12 protein-coding genes are annotated in these 13,843 nt (G+C 73.4%); 7 read left to right on the top strand and 5 right to left on the bottom strand.

Features of this window, described 5'->3' with window-relative positions; translation table 11 throughout:
• Positions 1-83: 83 nt before the first annotated feature.
• From ACO229_RS12945 to ACO229_RS12935, 3 genes are all read right to left on the bottom strand, one after another.
• Complete coding sequence (locus ACO229_RS12945; protein WP_423465175.1) at positions 84-404, bottom strand: AzlD domain-containing protein; 321 nt, start codon at positions 402-404, stop codon at positions 84-86.
• A complete protein-coding gene (locus tag ACO229_RS12940) occupies positions 401-1,252 on the bottom strand; it encodes an AzlC family ABC transporter permease (protein ID WP_423465174.1) in 852 nt (283 codons plus the stop codon). Before ACO229_RS12940 ends, ACO229_RS12945 begins: the two co-directional genes overlap by 4 nt.
• 73 nt (positions 1,253-1,325) lie before the next feature.
• Positions 1,326-2,798 (bottom strand): NAD-dependent succinate-semialdehyde dehydrogenase, encoded by a 1,473-nt coding sequence (locus tag ACO229_RS12935; RefSeq protein ID WP_397433165.1) that lies wholly within the window; start codon positions 2,796-2,798, stop codon positions 1,326-1,328.
• A gap of 98 nt (positions 2,799-2,896) precedes the next feature.
• On the opposite strand from ACO229_RS12935, the gene rraA reads away from it, so the two are divergent.
• From rraA to add, 5 genes are all read left to right on the top strand, one after another.
• Positions 2,897-3,361, top strand: a complete 465-nt coding sequence (gene rraA / locus ACO229_RS12930; protein WP_397415980.1) for a ribonuclease E activity regulator RraA — start codon at positions 2,897-2,899, stop codon at positions 3,359-3,361.
• Positions 3,362-3,478: 117 nt separating this feature from the next.
• Positions 3,479-4,444 (top strand): 4-hydroxy-tetrahydrodipicolinate synthase, encoded by a 966-nt coding sequence (gene dapA, locus ACO229_RS12925; RefSeq protein WP_397415977.1) that lies wholly within the window; start codon positions 3,479-3,481, stop codon positions 4,442-4,444.
• Positions 4,445-4,478: 34 nt separating this feature from the next.
• The gene (locus ACO229_RS12920; RefSeq protein WP_397415975.1) at positions 4,479-6,164 is read left to right on the top strand and encodes a ribonuclease J; all 1,686 of its coding nucleotides are present in this window, start codon (positions 4,479-4,481) and stop codon (positions 6,162-6,164) included.
• Positions 6,165-6,324: 160 nt separating this feature from the next.
• Positions 6,325-7,086: a DUF4328 domain-containing protein gene (locus ACO229_RS12915; RefSeq protein ID WP_423465173.1), complete on the top strand. Its 762-nt coding sequence runs from the start codon at positions 6,325-6,327 to the stop codon at positions 7,084-7,086.
• 339 nt (positions 7,087-7,425) lie between these two features.
• Positions 7,426-8,430, top strand: coding sequence for an adenosine deaminase (gene add / locus ACO229_RS12910; RefSeq protein ID WP_423465172.1), 1,005 nt, complete (start codon positions 7,426-7,428; stop codon positions 8,428-8,430).
• 81 nt (positions 8,431-8,511) lie between these two features.
• Here the strand turns inward: add and ACO229_RS12905 are convergent, their stop codons facing one another.
• The gene (locus tag ACO229_RS12905; protein ID WP_423465171.1) at positions 8,512-9,099 is read right to left on the bottom strand and encodes a TetR/AcrR family transcriptional regulator; all 588 of its coding nucleotides are present in this window, start codon (positions 9,097-9,099) and stop codon (positions 8,512-8,514) included.
• 88 nt (positions 9,100-9,187) lie between these two features.
• On the opposite strand from ACO229_RS12905, the gene ACO229_RS12900 reads away from it, so the two are divergent.
• Together ACO229_RS12900 and ACO229_RS12895 are read left to right on the top strand one after the other, a co-directional pair.
• Positions 9,188-9,598: a hypothetical protein gene (locus ACO229_RS12900; RefSeq protein ID WP_423465170.1), complete on the top strand. Its 411-nt coding sequence runs from the start codon at positions 9,188-9,190 to the stop codon at positions 9,596-9,598.
• Positions 9,599-9,702: 104 nt separating this feature from the next.
• The gene (locus ACO229_RS12895; RefSeq protein ID WP_423465169.1) at positions 9,703-12,498 is read left to right on the top strand and encodes a DNA translocase FtsK 4TM domain-containing protein; all 2,796 of its coding nucleotides are present in this window, start codon (positions 9,703-9,705) and stop codon (positions 12,496-12,498) included.
• Positions 12,499-12,554: 56 nt separating this feature from the next.
• Here ACO229_RS12895 and ACO229_RS12890 read toward each other — a convergent pair whose 3' ends face one another.
• Complete coding sequence (locus ACO229_RS12890; protein ID WP_423465168.1) at positions 12,555-13,805, bottom strand: CapA family protein; 1,251 nt, start codon at positions 13,803-13,805, stop codon at positions 12,555-12,557.
• Between the last annotated feature and the right edge of the window lie 38 nt (positions 13,806-13,843).

Raw genomic sequence — 13,843 nt, 5'->3', positions numbered from 1 at the left:
CCGCCGGACGGCGTTCACCACGGCTGCCGCTGCCAGGACGGGCCGGTCGTGGCGGCAGCAGCCGGGCCCGGCGTCGGGTGCGGTCAGCCCCAGCCGAGGGCGCGGAGGCCCGCTGCCGTGGCCGCCGCCAGGAGGACCACGAGGATGAACGGGGCGCGCAGGGCGAGGGCGAGGGCCGCGACAGCGAGGGCGGGCACCCGGGCGTCGACCACGAGCGAGCGGCCGTCGGCGAAGCCCTGGACCACGACGAGCGACACGAGGAGCGCGACCGTGACGAGCGTGGTGACCCGGGAGACGCGCTCCGAGGCGAGCCAGGAGCGGGGGACGAGGTGTCCGCCGAGCTTGAGCGCGAAGCACGCGAGCGACGCCACCAGCACGGTGGTCCAGAGCGCTGCGGTGGTCATCGGACGGCCTCCCGGTCGGTGTCACGGTCGGTGTCGTGGCCGGTGTGGCGGGCGGGCTCGCCTGCGGGGCCGCCCGCCGCGGCGTCGCCCGGTCCGGTGCTCCGGGTGCCGGCGTCCTCCGGTGGCGCGCCGTCCGTGGCAGCGCCGCCGCGTTCCGGGTCTGCCGCGCGGCCGTTCGGCGCCACCAGCCCCACGACGATCGCGACCGCGGCCGCCGCGAGCACCGGGATGCCGGCCGGCACGAACGGGATCAGGGCCGCGGTGGCCACGACCGCGAGCCCCGCCACGACCTGGGCCCGCCGCGGGGCGAGCCGAGGCCAGACCAGGGCGAGGAACGCGGCGGCGGCCGCGGCGTCGAGCCCCCACGCGCGCGGGTCGCCGAGCGCGTCTCCGGCGAGCGCCCCGAGCAGCACGAACGTGTTCCAGAGCACGAACACGCCGGCGCCCGTCACCCAGAAGCCCACGCGCGCCGCCGCCGGCCCGGGCTGGGCGACGGCGACCGCCGTCGACTCGTCGATGGTGAGCTGGGCCGCGGCCACGCGGCGCCAGCCGCGCACCTGGAGCAGCGGTGAGACCACGGCGCCGTACAGGGTGTTGCGCAGGCCGAGCAGGGCGGCGGTGGCGACGGCGGCGACCGGGGTGCCCGCCGCGCCGATCACGCCGACCAGCGCGAACTGGGAGCCGCCCGAGAACATGAGCAGGCTCAGCGCCATCGTCGGGCCGAGGCCGACGCCCGCGGCCACCGACAGGGCGCCGAACGAGACGCCGTACAGCCCCGTGGCCACCGAGACGCTCACGCCCTGGCGGACCGCCGCACGGGCCGCGGGGTCGCTGGGGAGAAGCTTCACGCGGCGAGGTTACGTCGTCGCGGGTGCGCGGCGGCGCGGCTGCCCGCCGACCGGACGGCAGCGCGACCGGGCGCTACAACGCCACGTACACCGTCTCCTGGTACTCGTCGATGCCCGTGTCCCCGCCCTCGCGGCCCAGCCCGGAGGACTTCACGCCACCGAACGGGGCGCTCGCGTCCGACACGAGCCCGCGGTTGATGCCGATCATCCCGGCCTCGATCTCGTCCATCGCCCGCTGGGCGCGGGCCAGCGACGTCGTGTACGCGTAGGCGGCGAGCCCGAAGGGGGTGCCGTTGGCCAGCTCGTACGCCTCGTCGTCGGACCCGAAGGCCACGATCGGGGCGACCGGGCCGAAGATCTCCTCGGTGACGATCCGCGCGTCGCCGTCCACACCGGTGAGCACGGTCGGCTCGAAGAAGTGGCCGGGGCGCTCCAGCCGGGAGCCCCCGGTGAGCACCTGCGCGCCGTGCGCGACGGCGTCGTCCACCAGGTCGGTCACCTTCTCGACGGCTGCCTCGTTGATGAGCGGGCCGACCTCGGCCCCGGGCTGGGTGCCCGGGGCGGTCACCTTGGCGCCCACCGCGGCGGCGAACTTCTCCGCGAACGTGTGGGCGACGGCGTCGTGCACCAGGAACCGGTTGGCCGCCACGCAGGACTGCCCGGAGTTGCGGAGCTTGGCGATGAGCGCGCCCTGCACCGCGGCGTCGACGTCGGCGTCCTCGAACACGACGAACGGGGCGTTGCCGCCCAGCTCCATCGAGCTGCGCAGCACGTTCTTCGAGGCCTGGGCGAGCAGGGTGCGCCCCACGCCCGTCGAGCCGGTGAACGAGACCTTGCGGAGGCGGGGATCCTCGAACAGGGGCCCGGTGACCGCGGCGGCGTGCGTGGTGGGCACGACGTTGACGATGCCCGTCGGCAGGCCGCGGGACTCCGCCTCGGAGCGGATGATCTCGGCCACCAGCAGCGTCGTCATCGGTGTGAGCTCCGACGGCTTGACCACGACGGTGCAGCCGGCGGCCAGGGCGGGGGCGATCTTGCGGGTCGCCATCGCGATGGGAAAGTTCCAGGGGGTGATGAGCAGCGAGGGGCCCACGGGCCGGCGGCTCACGTACTGCGTGTTCCCGCCCGACGGCGCCCTGCGCACCAGGCCGTCGGCACGTACGGCCTCCTCGGCGAACCAGCGCAGGAACTCGGCGCCGTAGACCACCTCGGCGCGGGCCTCGGCCAGGGGCTTGCCGGCCTCGGCGGTGATCAGGGCCGCGATGTCGTCGGCGCGTGCGACCAGGCGGGCGAACACGGCGCGCAGCAGCTCGGAGCGCTCGCGCGGCGGCACCGCCCGCCAGGCGGGGGCGGCCGCGTGGGCGGCGTCGAGGGCGCGGACGGCGTCCGCGGGCGTGGCGTCGGAGACGTCGAAGACCGTCTGACCCGTCGCGGGGTCGGCCACCTCGAACGTGGCCCGGTCCGCGGCGGGCCCCCAGTGCCCGTCGACGAGCAGACCGGTCGGCAGGTGCGCCACGAGGGCGGGGGAGAGCGTCGTCGCCGTCATGTTTCGAGTATCCACGCCCGCGCAAGCCGCCGGTGATCGCGGGGGCCGCCCGGCTCCCCGGTATCGTCCGGCCTACGCCCACGAGACGGAGGACCACGATGACTGTGACTGCCGACCTGTACGACGAGCACGGCGAGGCCCTGGCCTCGCTCGCCGTCCAGCTCCGGGACTTCGGCGGGGTCCGGGCCTTCTCCGGCCGGGTCCGCACCGTGCGGTGCCACGAGGACAACGGCATCGTCAAGGCGGTGACGCAGACCCCGGGCGACGGCGCGGTCCTGGTGGTCGACGGCGGCGGCTCGCTGCGCAGCGCCCTGATGGGCGACCTCATCGCGGGCGCCGCCGTCGAGAACGGCTGGGCCGGGGCGATCGTCTACGGCGCGATCCGCGACTCGGTGGCGATCGGCGGGCTGGACCTGGGCGTGAAGGCGCTCGGCACCAACCCCCGCAAGTCGTCGAAGACCGGTGCCGGGGTCCTGGACGAGCCCGTCGAGATCGGCGGCGTCGTCTTCCGGCCGGGCGCGATGGTCTACGCCGACGAGGACGGGGTGCTGGTCGAGCGCTGAGCGCGGCGGGAGCACGGCCCGCGGCGCCGCGCGACCCGGGCGTCCGTCGCCCGGTGCAGCGGCTCCGCACGCCCGTCACCGGGCGGTGAACGGTGCCGTAAACGGTACGGTAGTGCCATGGTTCTTCCCACTGACCCCGCGCGCCCGTTCGGCGCGGTCCTGACCGCCATGGTCACCCCGATGACGCCCGACGGCGCCGTGGACCTGAAGGCGGCGGTCAAGCTGGCGAAGAAGCTGGTCGACGACGGGAACGACGGTCTCGTCCTGTCCGGCACCACCGGCGAGTCGCCGGTCACGCACACCCCCGAGAAGGAAGAGCTCGTCGCCGCGGTCGTGGAGGCCGTGGGCGACCGCGCCGCCGTCGTGGCGGGCGCCGGCTCGAACGACACCGTGCACGCGATCCGCATGGCCGAGCAGGCGGCGGAGTCCGGCGCGGACGGCCTGCTCGTCGTCTCCCCCTACTACTCCCGGCCCAGCCAGGAGGGCCTGTACCAGCACTTCGTGGCCGTCGCCGACGCGACCGACCTGCCCGTGATGCTGTACGACGTCCCTGGCCGCACCGTGGTGCGCATCGCCCCCGACACCTACCGCCGCCTGGCACAGCACCCCCGGATCGTCGCGAACAAGGACGCCACCGGCGACGTCTACGCGGCCACCAAGCTCATCGGCGAGACGGGCCTGGCCTGGTACTCCGGCGACGACGGGCTGCTCCTGCCGTTCCTGAGCGTCGGCGGCGCGGGTATCGTGTCCGTGTCGGCCCACGTGGTCGGCGCCCGCTTCGCGGAGACCGTCCGCCGGTTCGACGCCGGGGACCTGGCCGGAGCGGCCGAGGTCTTCCGCACCACCACCGGCGTGATCGACGCGCTCAACGGTGCCGGTGCGCAGGCCGTCATGGCCAAGGCCGCGGTCGAGCTGCTCGGCATCACCGACAACCGCTTCCTGCGGCTGCCGAACGTCGCCGCGACCGACGACGAGGTCGCCGTCCTGCGCGCGGTGCTGGCCGAGGCCGGCCTGCTGCGCGACGGCGCACCCCGGCCCGAGGCGAACGAGCTCGCGGAGGCGAGCGCCGCCGTCGGGCACTGAAACTTTTCTGTTGGAACGAGGCCTTGGAGGCCACGTGAGTCATCCTCACCCTGAACTGTCCCTGCCCCCTGCGCTGCCCGAAGGCGGCCTGCGCGTGGTCGCCCTCGGCGGCCTGGGCGAGGTGGGACGCAACATGGCTGTCCTGGAACATGCCGGAAAGCTGCTCGTCATCGACTGCGGCGTGCTGTTCCCCGAGGACAACCAGCCCGGCGTGGACCTGATCCTGCCGGACTTCGACTACATCAAGGACCGCCTCGACGACATCGAGGCCATCGTGCTGACGCACGGGCACGAGGACCACATCGGCGCCGTGCCCTACCTGCTGCGCCTGCGCAAGGACATCCCGCTGGTCGGCTCCCGGCTGACGCTCGCCTTCATCGAGGCGAAGCTCAAGGAGCACCGCATCAAGCCCTACACCCTCGAGGTGCGGGAGGGGCAGCGGGAGAAGCTCGGCGTCTTCGACTGCGAGTTCGTCGCGGTCAACCACTCCATCCCGGACGCGCTGGCCGTGGCGGTCACCACCGCCGCCGGCACCGTGCTGCACACCGGTGACTTCAAGATGGACCAGCTGCCGCTCGACGGCCGCATCACCGACCTGCGCGCCTTCGCCCGCCTCGGCGAGAAGGGCGTCGACCTGTTCATGGTCGACTCCACCAACGCCGAGGTGCCGGGCTTCGTGACGCCGGAGGCCGAGATCGGCCCCGTGCTGGACAACGTGTTCGCCCACGCGGACAAGCGCATCATCGTCGCGTCGTTCTCCTCCCACGTGCACCGCGTGCAGCAGGTGCTGCGCGCCGCGCACGCCCACGGCCGCCGCGTCGCCCTCGTGGGGCGCTCCATGGTGCGCAACATGGGCATCGCCGCCGACCTCGGCTACCTCGACGTGCCGCCGGGCGTGCTGATCGACCTGAAGAAGGCCGACTCGGTGCCGGACGACCAGATCGTCTACATGTCCACCGGCTCCCAGGGTGAGCCCATGGCCGCGCTGAGCCGCATGGCCAACGGCGACCACAAGGTGCAGGTCGAGTACGGCGACACCGTGATCCTGGCCTCGTCGCTCATCCCGGGCAACGAGAACGCCGTCTTCCGCATCATCAACGGGCTCACCCGCCTCGGTGCGCGCGTGGTGCACGGCGGCAACGCCAAGGTGCACGTCTCCGGGCACGCCTCGGCCGGCGAGCTCATGTACTGCTACAACATCCTCAAGCCGAAGAACGTCATGCCGGTGCACGGCGAGGTCCGTCACCTCGTGGCCAACGGGGCGCTCGCGGTCCGCACGGGCGTTCCGGCCGACCGCGTGGTGCTCGCCGAGGACGGCGTCGTGGTCGACCTCGTGGACGGCAAGGCCTCCGTGGTCGGCGCCGTGCCGTGCGGCTACGTGTACGTGGACGGATCGTCGGTGGGCGAGATCACCGACGCCGAGCTCAAGGACCGCGTGATCCTGGGCGAGGAAGGTTTCGTCTCGGTCTTCGCCGTGATCGACACGGCGACGGGTAAGGTGCTGGCACCCCCGCAGGTGCTCGCGCGGGGTATGGCCGAGGACGCCTCGGTGTTCGACAAGGTGATGCCGGAGGTCACCGCGGCGCTGGAGAACGCGATCGCGGGCGGGGCCACGGACACGCACCAGCTTCAGCAGATCATGCGGCGGACCATCGGTCGCTACGTGGCCACCCGGCTGCGGCGCAAGCCGATGATCGTGCCGGTGGTCGTCGAGGCGTAACGGCCGGCACCCGGGGGACGGGGCCGTGTGCCTGATCAGCCAGATCGGGGGCACGGCCCCGTTCTCTTTCGCCCACGAGTTCACCCTTTTTCGGGCTTGGGTGGTGGTTTGGTCGGGCTAGCGTTCCGGTGTTCCTGAGAACGTCCGGAAAGGCACCTTGATGACGCAGCCCGACAATCCCTTCACAGCGCCCGGCGGCCCGACGCCGCCCGTGCCTGGGAACCTGCCCGCGGCAGCGCCCGTTCCGCAGTACACCTACGGGGCGCCTCTGTACGACCTGCCGCCCCTGCGTAGCGCCTCCGGCCTGGGCATGGCCTCGCTCGTGCTGGCGTGCGTGTGGACAGCGGTCCAGGTGATGCATCTCGCCCTGGCGCCCCAGTCCGCCGAGGCGCTGCGTGCGGCGGGGGAGGCCGGGCTGTCGGCGTTCAACAGTCAGTTCACCGGGTATGACGGCGTCAGCATCGTGCTCTTCGCCCTGCAGGTCGCGTGCTATGTCGTCAGTTGTGTCTGGCTCTACCGCAGCCGGTCGACCGCCAGGGCCGCCAACCCGTCGTTCGTCCACGAGCGCAGCGCTGCCTGGACCTGGCTGGGCTGGTGGGTGCCGATCGTCTCGTACTGGTTCCCGTATCAGGTGGTGCGGGACATCCGGCGCGCGACGGCGACCGCGACCGCGCCCGTGTCCGGGATCGGCGGATGGTGGGCGGCCTGGCTCGTCTTCTTCTTCGCCTACAACGTGGCGGGCCGGATGGGCAGCAGCACCACACCGACGGTGACGCAGGCCGCGGCCGACCTGCTGGTGCCGGTCGAGGCGGTCGCCACGGTCGCGATGATCGTGGCGCTCGTCCTGTGGATCCGGATCGTCCGTGACATCACCCGTGCCCAGGCCGAGCGCATCGCGGCCACCTCGGCCACGCAGTACTGACCGGCTGAACCGGGTGCCCGGTGGCGATGGACCCGGTTCGGTCAGTTGCCCCTCGCCCCGCTTCCGGGTGTTCGGTCAGTTGCCCCCGACGTTTCCGGGTGTTCGGTCAGCTGCGTGTGCTGACACCGAGTGTTCGGTCGGTTGCCTTGAGATCGGTAGTTCAATGGACCGATCTCGGGGCAATCGACCGAACCCACCAGCTCTGACGGTGCATGTGACCGAGCTCAGCCCCTGGTGACATAGCCATGCCCCCGTGGCCGAACCGGCGAATCGACCGGCCCACCAGCCCTGACGGTGCATGTGACCGAACTCGGGCCCCCGGCGACGTACCCTGCCCCCATGGCCGAACCGTCGAACCGTCCGCCCCGCGCCGAGCTGCACGTGCACCTGGAGGGCACGCTGGAGCCGGACCTCGCGTTCGAGCTGGCCGCCAGGAACGGTGTCCGGCTGCCGTACGCGGACCCGGACGCCCTGCGTGCCGCGTACGACTTCGCGGACCTCCAGTCGTTCCTCGACCTCTACACCGCCAACATGGCCGTGCTGCGCACCGCCGCCGACTTCGCCGACCTCACCCGCGCCTACCTGGAGCGCGCGGCCCGCGCCGGGGTGCGGCACGCCGAGATCACCTTCGACCCGCAGGCCCACCTGACGCGGGGCGTGCCGCTGGACGACGTCGTGGCCGGCATCGCCGGGGTCCTGGCGCGCAGTGAGGCCGACCTGGGCGTCTCCACCCTGCTGATCGCCGCGTTCCACCGGGACAAGGCCGCCGCCGACGCCCTGGACGTCCTGGAGCAGCTCCTGGCGATGGGTGCCCCCGTTGCCGGCATCGGCCTCGACAACGCGGAGATCGGCCACCCGCCGGGCCTGTTCGCCGGCGTCTACGCGCGCGCTGAGGCCGCAGGACTGCGCCGCACCGCGCACGCCGGGGAGGAAGGTCCCGCGGCGAACATCCGGGACGCGCTCGACCTGCTGCATGCCGAACGCATCGACCACGGCATCGCCGTCGTGCAGGACCCGGAGCTCCTCGCGCGCGTGGCGGCCGAGCAGGTCCCGTTCACCGTGTGCCCCGTGTCCAACGTGCGGCTGCGTGCCGTCCCCTCGCTGGCCGAGCACCCGCTGCCCGCCATGATGGCCGCGGGCGTGCCGGTGAGCGTCAACTCCGACGACCCGCCCTACTTCGGCGCCTACGTGGACGACGTCGACGACGCCGTCACCGCCGCCTTCGGCCACACCCGCGACCAGCGGGCGGCGCTCGCGGCCGCGTCGTTCCGCGGGTCGTTCCTGCCGCCCGAGCGGGTGGCCGCCTACCTGGCCGACGTCGAGTCCTGGCGCCGCGCTGCCTGACCCGGGAACCGGCCGCCGCCGGTCGTGGCGGACGCCACGAGCTCTCCAGGGGGCTCGCGCGATGATCCGCACCGTGCGGCGTCAGCCGGCCAGCAGTGCCTCGGCGACCGTCCGCCCGGCCTGGGCGTAGGTGGCCTCGCGCGTGGCCTCGTCCCCGGGCAGCAGACCCGCCAGCTCCAGCGAGACCAGGCCGTGCACCAGGCCCCACAGCCCGACGGCGGCGCTCAGCACGCGCTCGGGCGGCGCGTCGCCCAGCACCCGGGCCACGGCGTCGTGCAGCACCCGGAAGGTGGGCTGCTCGACGGCGGTGGCCCGGGTGCCGTCCGCGGGGGCGACGCCCCGGTAGAACATGACCCGGTAGAAGTGCGGGTCGGACAGGGCGAACCGTCGGTAGGCGCGCCCGAGGTCGCGCAGGTCGTCGAGTGCGTCGCCGTCCCTGCCCGCGGCGGCGAGGTGATCGGCGAAGCGCCGGAACCCCTCCGCGCCGACCGCCTCGACCAGCGCCTCCCGCGAGCCGAACAGCGCGTAGACCGCCGAGGCGCTGGTCCCGGCGTCGGCGGCGACCTTGCGGACGGTGACGGCGCCCTCGCCGTCGGCGGAGATCACCTGCGACGCGATGTCGAGGAGCCGGGTGCGCAGGGCGTCGTCGTGCAGTCGTGGGCGGGCCATGCCGTGAGTCTAGAAGCCTTGACGAGAGTTTGCGAACGTTGTTTGATAACGCTGTTACAAAACAACGGACCAGTCCCAGGAGGACGTCGTGCTCGAGCTCTCGGACCCCGCCCGCATCACCGCGGGCATCGTGCTGCTGACCGTCGTCGGCATCGAGTCGGGCGGGTTCTTCCTGCTCAAGGTCTTCGGCGGGCGGATGGTGACGACCGACCTGCAGAAGAGCTTCTTCCGGGCCGGCCACGCGCACGCCGGCGTGCTGGTGATCCTCGGCCTGCTCTGCCTCCTGCTCGCGGAGGCGACCGACCTGACCGGCTTCTGGCGCTGGCTCGGCGCCACGGGCGTGCTGTGCGCGGCGGTCCTCCTGCCCGCCGGGTTCTTCTTCTCGGCCATGGGGGAGGGGCGCACGACGCCCAACCGCGCCGTCGTGCTGCTCCCGGCGGGGGCCGTGGTGCTCGCGGCCGGCGTCGTCACGCTCGCGGCCGGGCTGCTCCTGGCCTGACGTCACACGAGGGGATCACCACATACCGGACAGCGGCCCGGTCCAGGACACACCGCGAGGGGTTCCTGGGCCGGGCCGCCGTCCGCGGTTACGGTGGCGACATCATGGCGACCCGCACGTCGGCCCGGCGAAGCTCCGGGAAGGGAACCGGGCAGGGCGCGAAGAGCGCCAGGCCCAAGGCTGCCGCGTCGAAGCGGTCGACGCAGCGCCGGGGGGCTGCCCGCCCGGCCGCGAAGGCCGCGTCCGCGCCGTCCCGCCCGCCGTGGCCGGTCCGCGCGGTGCGCGGCCTGTGGATGGGGATGGCCCACGCGGTCGGTGGCGCCACCCGCGCCGCGGGGCCGCGGACGGCGCAGGACCCGGCCGACGAGACCGCGCGGGCCGCAGGACAGCAGGGAGGACAGGAACTGGAAGCGGACCACCGGCGCGACGGCGTCGGCTTCGCGCTGCTCGCCGTGGCGGTGATCGTCGCCGCCCGGGAGTGGTGGGGCATCGACGGACCCTTCGGCGACGGCGTGCACGCCGTGGTCGCGGGCACGTTCGGCGTGGCCGGCGTGGCCCTGCCCGTGCTGCTCGTCTGGCTCGCCTTCCGGGTGATGCGTCATCCCGAGCGCACCCAGCAGAACGGCCGGGTGGCCATCGGGCTCAGCTTCCTCGTGGTGGCCACGTGCTCCCTGGTGCACATCAGCGCGGACCTGCCGTCCCCGGCCGACGGCTTCACCCCGGTGCAGGACGCCGGCGGCGTGATCGGCTTCCTCTTCGCGACCCCCGTGGTCACCGGCCTGACGCAGTGGTTCGCGATCCCGCTGTATGTCCTGGCCGGGTTCTTCGGCGTGCTCATCGTGACGGCCACGCCCGTGCACCGGATCCCCGCGCGCCTGCGCGGCCTGTACGACCGGCTGACCGGCAACCACCGCGACCACGAGGCGGCGGGCGAGGACGGGCTCGCCCTGGCCGACGGCGTCTCGGCGCACGACGGCAAGCCGGAGACCAAGCGGCGCAAGCGCCGGACCAAGCAGGAGATCGCCGCCGAGAAGGAGCGCCTGGCGGGCTTCGTGGGCGACGAGGCGTTCGAGAAGGCCGCCGAGGTCGAGGCCGCCGAGCGCGCCGCGAAGGCAGGCAAGCTCACCACCCAGCGCATCCCGACCAGCGAGTCCGCGGGCAAGGTCACGGGCGCCCCCGCCATCGGCCCCGGCGTCCTGGGTCCCGACGGCGAGCGGGCGAAGCCCGCGGACGGGCCCCGGCCGCCGCAGGAGAGCCAGCCGATACCGCGCGGCGTCCAGCCCATGCTCGAGGGCGACACCGTCTACCTGCTCCCCGACGAGGACCTGCTCGTGCAGGGCCCGCCGCACAAGGCGCGCTCCGCCGCCAACGACCGGGTCGTGGAGTCGCTGACCGGCGTGTTCGAGCAGTTCGGCGTTGACGCGAAGGTCACCGGCTTCAGCCGCGGCCCGACCGTCACGCGCTACGAGGTCGAGGTGGGGCCCAAGACCAAGGTCGAGCGGATCACCTCGCTGTCCAACAACATCGCCTACGCGGTGGCGAGCGCCGACGTGCGCATCCTGTCGCCCATCCCGGGCAAGTCGGCGATCGGTATCGAGATCCCGAACTCCGACCGCGAGACCGTCGTGCTGGGCGACGTGCTGCGCTCGGGCGCCGCGCGCCGCACCGAGCACCCGATGGTGATGGGTGTGGGCAAGGACGTCGAGGGCGGCTACGTGGTGGCCAACCTGGCCAAGATGCCGCACATCCTGGTGGCCGGTGCCACGGGCGCCGGTAAGTCGAGCTTCATCAACTCGATGATCACCTCGATCCTGATGCGCTCCACGCCCGAGCAGGTGCGCCTGATCCTGGTGGACCCCAAGCGCGTGGAGCTCACGATCTACGAGGGCATCCCGCACCTCATCACGCCCATCATCACCAGCCCCAAGAAGGCCGCGGAGGCCCTGGAGTGGGTGGTGCGCGAGATGGACGCGCGCTACGACGACCTGGCCACCTTCGGCTACAAGCACGTCGACGACTTCAACGTCGCCGTCCGGGCCGGCAAGGTCAAGCCGCTGCCGGGTTCGGAGCGCAAGATCGCGCCGTACCCGTACCTGCTCGTGGTGGTCGACGAGCTCGCGGACCTCATGATGGTCGCCCCGCGCGACGTCGAGGCCTCGATCCAGCGCATCACGCAGCTCGCCCGTGCCGCGGGCATCCACCTCGTGCTGGCCACGCAGCGGCCGTCCGTCGACGTCGTGACCGGCCTGATCAAGGCGAACGTGCCCTCCCGGCTGGCGTTCGCCACCTCCTCGCTCGCGGACTCCCGCGTGGTCCTGGACCAGCCCGGCGCCGAGAAGCTCATCGGCCAGGGTGACGCCCTGTTCCTGCCGATGGGTGCGGCCAAGCCGATGCGCGTGCAGGGCGCCTGGGTCACCGAGTCCGAGGTGCACGAGGTCGTCGAGCACGTCAAGGGGCAGCTCAAGCCCGTCTACCGGGAGGACGTCGCCGCGCCGGCGGCCGCCAAGAAGCAGGTCGACGAGGACATCGGCGACGACCTCGACCTCCTGCTGCAGGCCACCGAGCTCGTGGTCACCACGCAGTTCGGGTCCACGTCCATGCTGCAGCGCAAGCTCCGCGTCGGTTTCGCCAAGGCGGGGCGGCTCATGGACCTCCTGGAGTCGCGGGAGATCGTCGGCCCGTCCGAGGGCTCCAAGGCGCGCGACGTGCTCGTCACGGCCGAGGAGCTGCCCGCGGCGCTCGCCCTCATCCGCGGCGAGCAGCCGCCGCAGGTGTTCGACCAGGCCGAGCCGGACGGCGACGGGGGCTACCCGCCGCAGGACCAGTACGCCGAGGGCACGGACGGCCACATGCCGCCCGTCGCCACGGAGTACCACGACGACGCCGAGGCGCTGCGCTGACCTCTCGGGTGACCTGAGCCGCTGGCCGGCCGTCGCCGCTGGCCGGTCGTCGTGGGTCAGCGGCCGCGGGGGACGACGCGCGGGGGCTCGCCCGTCGGGCGCGGCGGCTTCTTCTGCTCGCGCGCGGCGTGACCGGCCGCATCCTGGGCGATGGTGAGCCGCTGCTGCAGGTCGGCGGTGGAGAGCTGTCCCTGGTCCGCGTGCGCGAGCGCGTCGCGGGTCACCCGCAGCCGGTGGCCCGCGGCCAGGTCGACGGTGGTGCCCGCCCACCGCACGCCGGTCACGCGCGCGGGCCGGCCGGGTCGCTGCACGACGTCGGCCACCATCATCAGGCCGACGTTCGATGCCAGCACGCAGCAGTCCGGCCCCTGGTTGGACAGGAGGTTGCCGAGGCCGTACGCCACCCACATCCCGTCGCCGCCCGGGCCGCCGCGCAGGTGCGCCACGGGCTGCGGTACGTGCGCGTGGTGGCCGATCACGAGGTCCACCTGACCGGAACGCGCCAGCGCCTTGACCGTCTCCTTCTGGTGGTCGGTGGGCTCGGTGACGTACTCGGTGCCGTCGTGCAGGCTGACGACCACCAGGTCCGCGCCCGCGCCCCGCGCCTGCTCGGCCTGCCGGACGATCCGTGTGGAGTCGATGAGGTCCACCGACCAGTCGCCGCGCGGCGGGGTGTACCCGTTCAGCCCGTAGGCCGCCGCCAGGTGGGCGACCGTGACGGTCCGGCCCTCCCGGTTCAGCTCGTAGTACTGCGGCTCCAGCGACTCCTGCCGGTCGCGTGCGGTCCCGACGTGCCCCATGCCGGCGCGGTCGAACGCGTCCAGGGCGGCCGCGAGCCCGTCGTAGCCGGCGTCGGCCGAATGGTTGGACGCCGTCGAGCAGCCGTCCCAGCCCTGCTCTCCCAGGTCGCGGACGATCTCCTGCGGCGCCCGGAACACCGGGTAGCCCGACGGCGCCACGCCGTCGGGCGCCACGGGCACCTCGAGATGGCACAGGGCGAGGTCCGCCCCGGCGACCCAGGGGTCGATGCCCGACAGCAGCGGCGAGTAGTCGATGCCGCCCGTGCCGGTCGCCGAGTCGTTCACCGGGTCGTGCGTCAGCACGTCGCCCGCCGCGAGCAGCGTGAACCGGACGTCGCGCGGCGTCGGGGTGGGCGAGGGGGAGGGGGCCGCACTCGGGGCGGCGGGCCGGGAGGGCGTCGACGCCGGTGCCGGTCCGGCGACGGGCGTGCAGCCCGCCGCGCCGGCCACGAGGGCGCCGGACAGGGCCGCGGACGCGAGGAGCCGCAGGGCGCGGGCTGTGGTCACCTCCGGATGCTATGGCAGGTCGCACGCCGCGGCGACCA

Origin of the sequence: Promicromonospora sp. MS192, assembly GCF_049532985.1 — a bacterium.
GTDB lineage: Bacteria > Actinomycetota > Actinomycetes > Actinomycetales > Cellulomonadaceae > Promicromonospora.
This window is presented reverse-complemented; position numbering and strand designations above follow the sequence as displayed.

Excerpts from the sequence above, each read along its gene's own strand:
- dapA (WP_397415977.1), top strand. The coding sequence starts at position 3,479 with ATGGTTCTTCCCACTGACCCCGCGCGCCCGTTCGGCGCGGTCCTGACC.
- rraA (WP_397415980.1), top strand. The coding sequence starts at position 2,897 with ATGACTGTGACTGCCGACCTGTACGACGAGCACGGCGAGGCCCTGGCC.
- add (WP_423465172.1), top strand. The coding sequence starts at position 7,426 with ATGGCCGAACCGTCGAACCGTCCGCCCCGCGCCGAGCTGCACGTGCAC.
- ACO229_RS12905 (WP_423465171.1), bottom strand. The coding sequence starts at position 9,099 with ATGGCCCGCCCACGACTGCACGACGACGCCCTGCGCACCCGGCTCCTC.
- ACO229_RS12895 (WP_423465169.1), top strand. The coding sequence starts at position 9,703 with ATGGCGACCCGCACGTCGGCCCGGCGAAGCTCCGGGAAGGGAACCGGG.
- ACO229_RS12915 (WP_423465173.1), top strand. The coding sequence starts at position 6,325 with ATGACGCAGCCCGACAATCCCTTCACAGCGCCCGGCGGCCCGACGCCG.
- ACO229_RS12935 (WP_397433165.1), bottom strand. The coding sequence starts at position 2,798 with ATGACGGCGACGACGCTCTCCCCCGCCCTCGTGGCGCACCTGCCGACC.
- ACO229_RS12945 (WP_423465175.1), bottom strand. The coding sequence starts at position 404 with ATGACCACCGCAGCGCTCTGGACCACCGTGCTGGTGGCGTCGCTCGCG.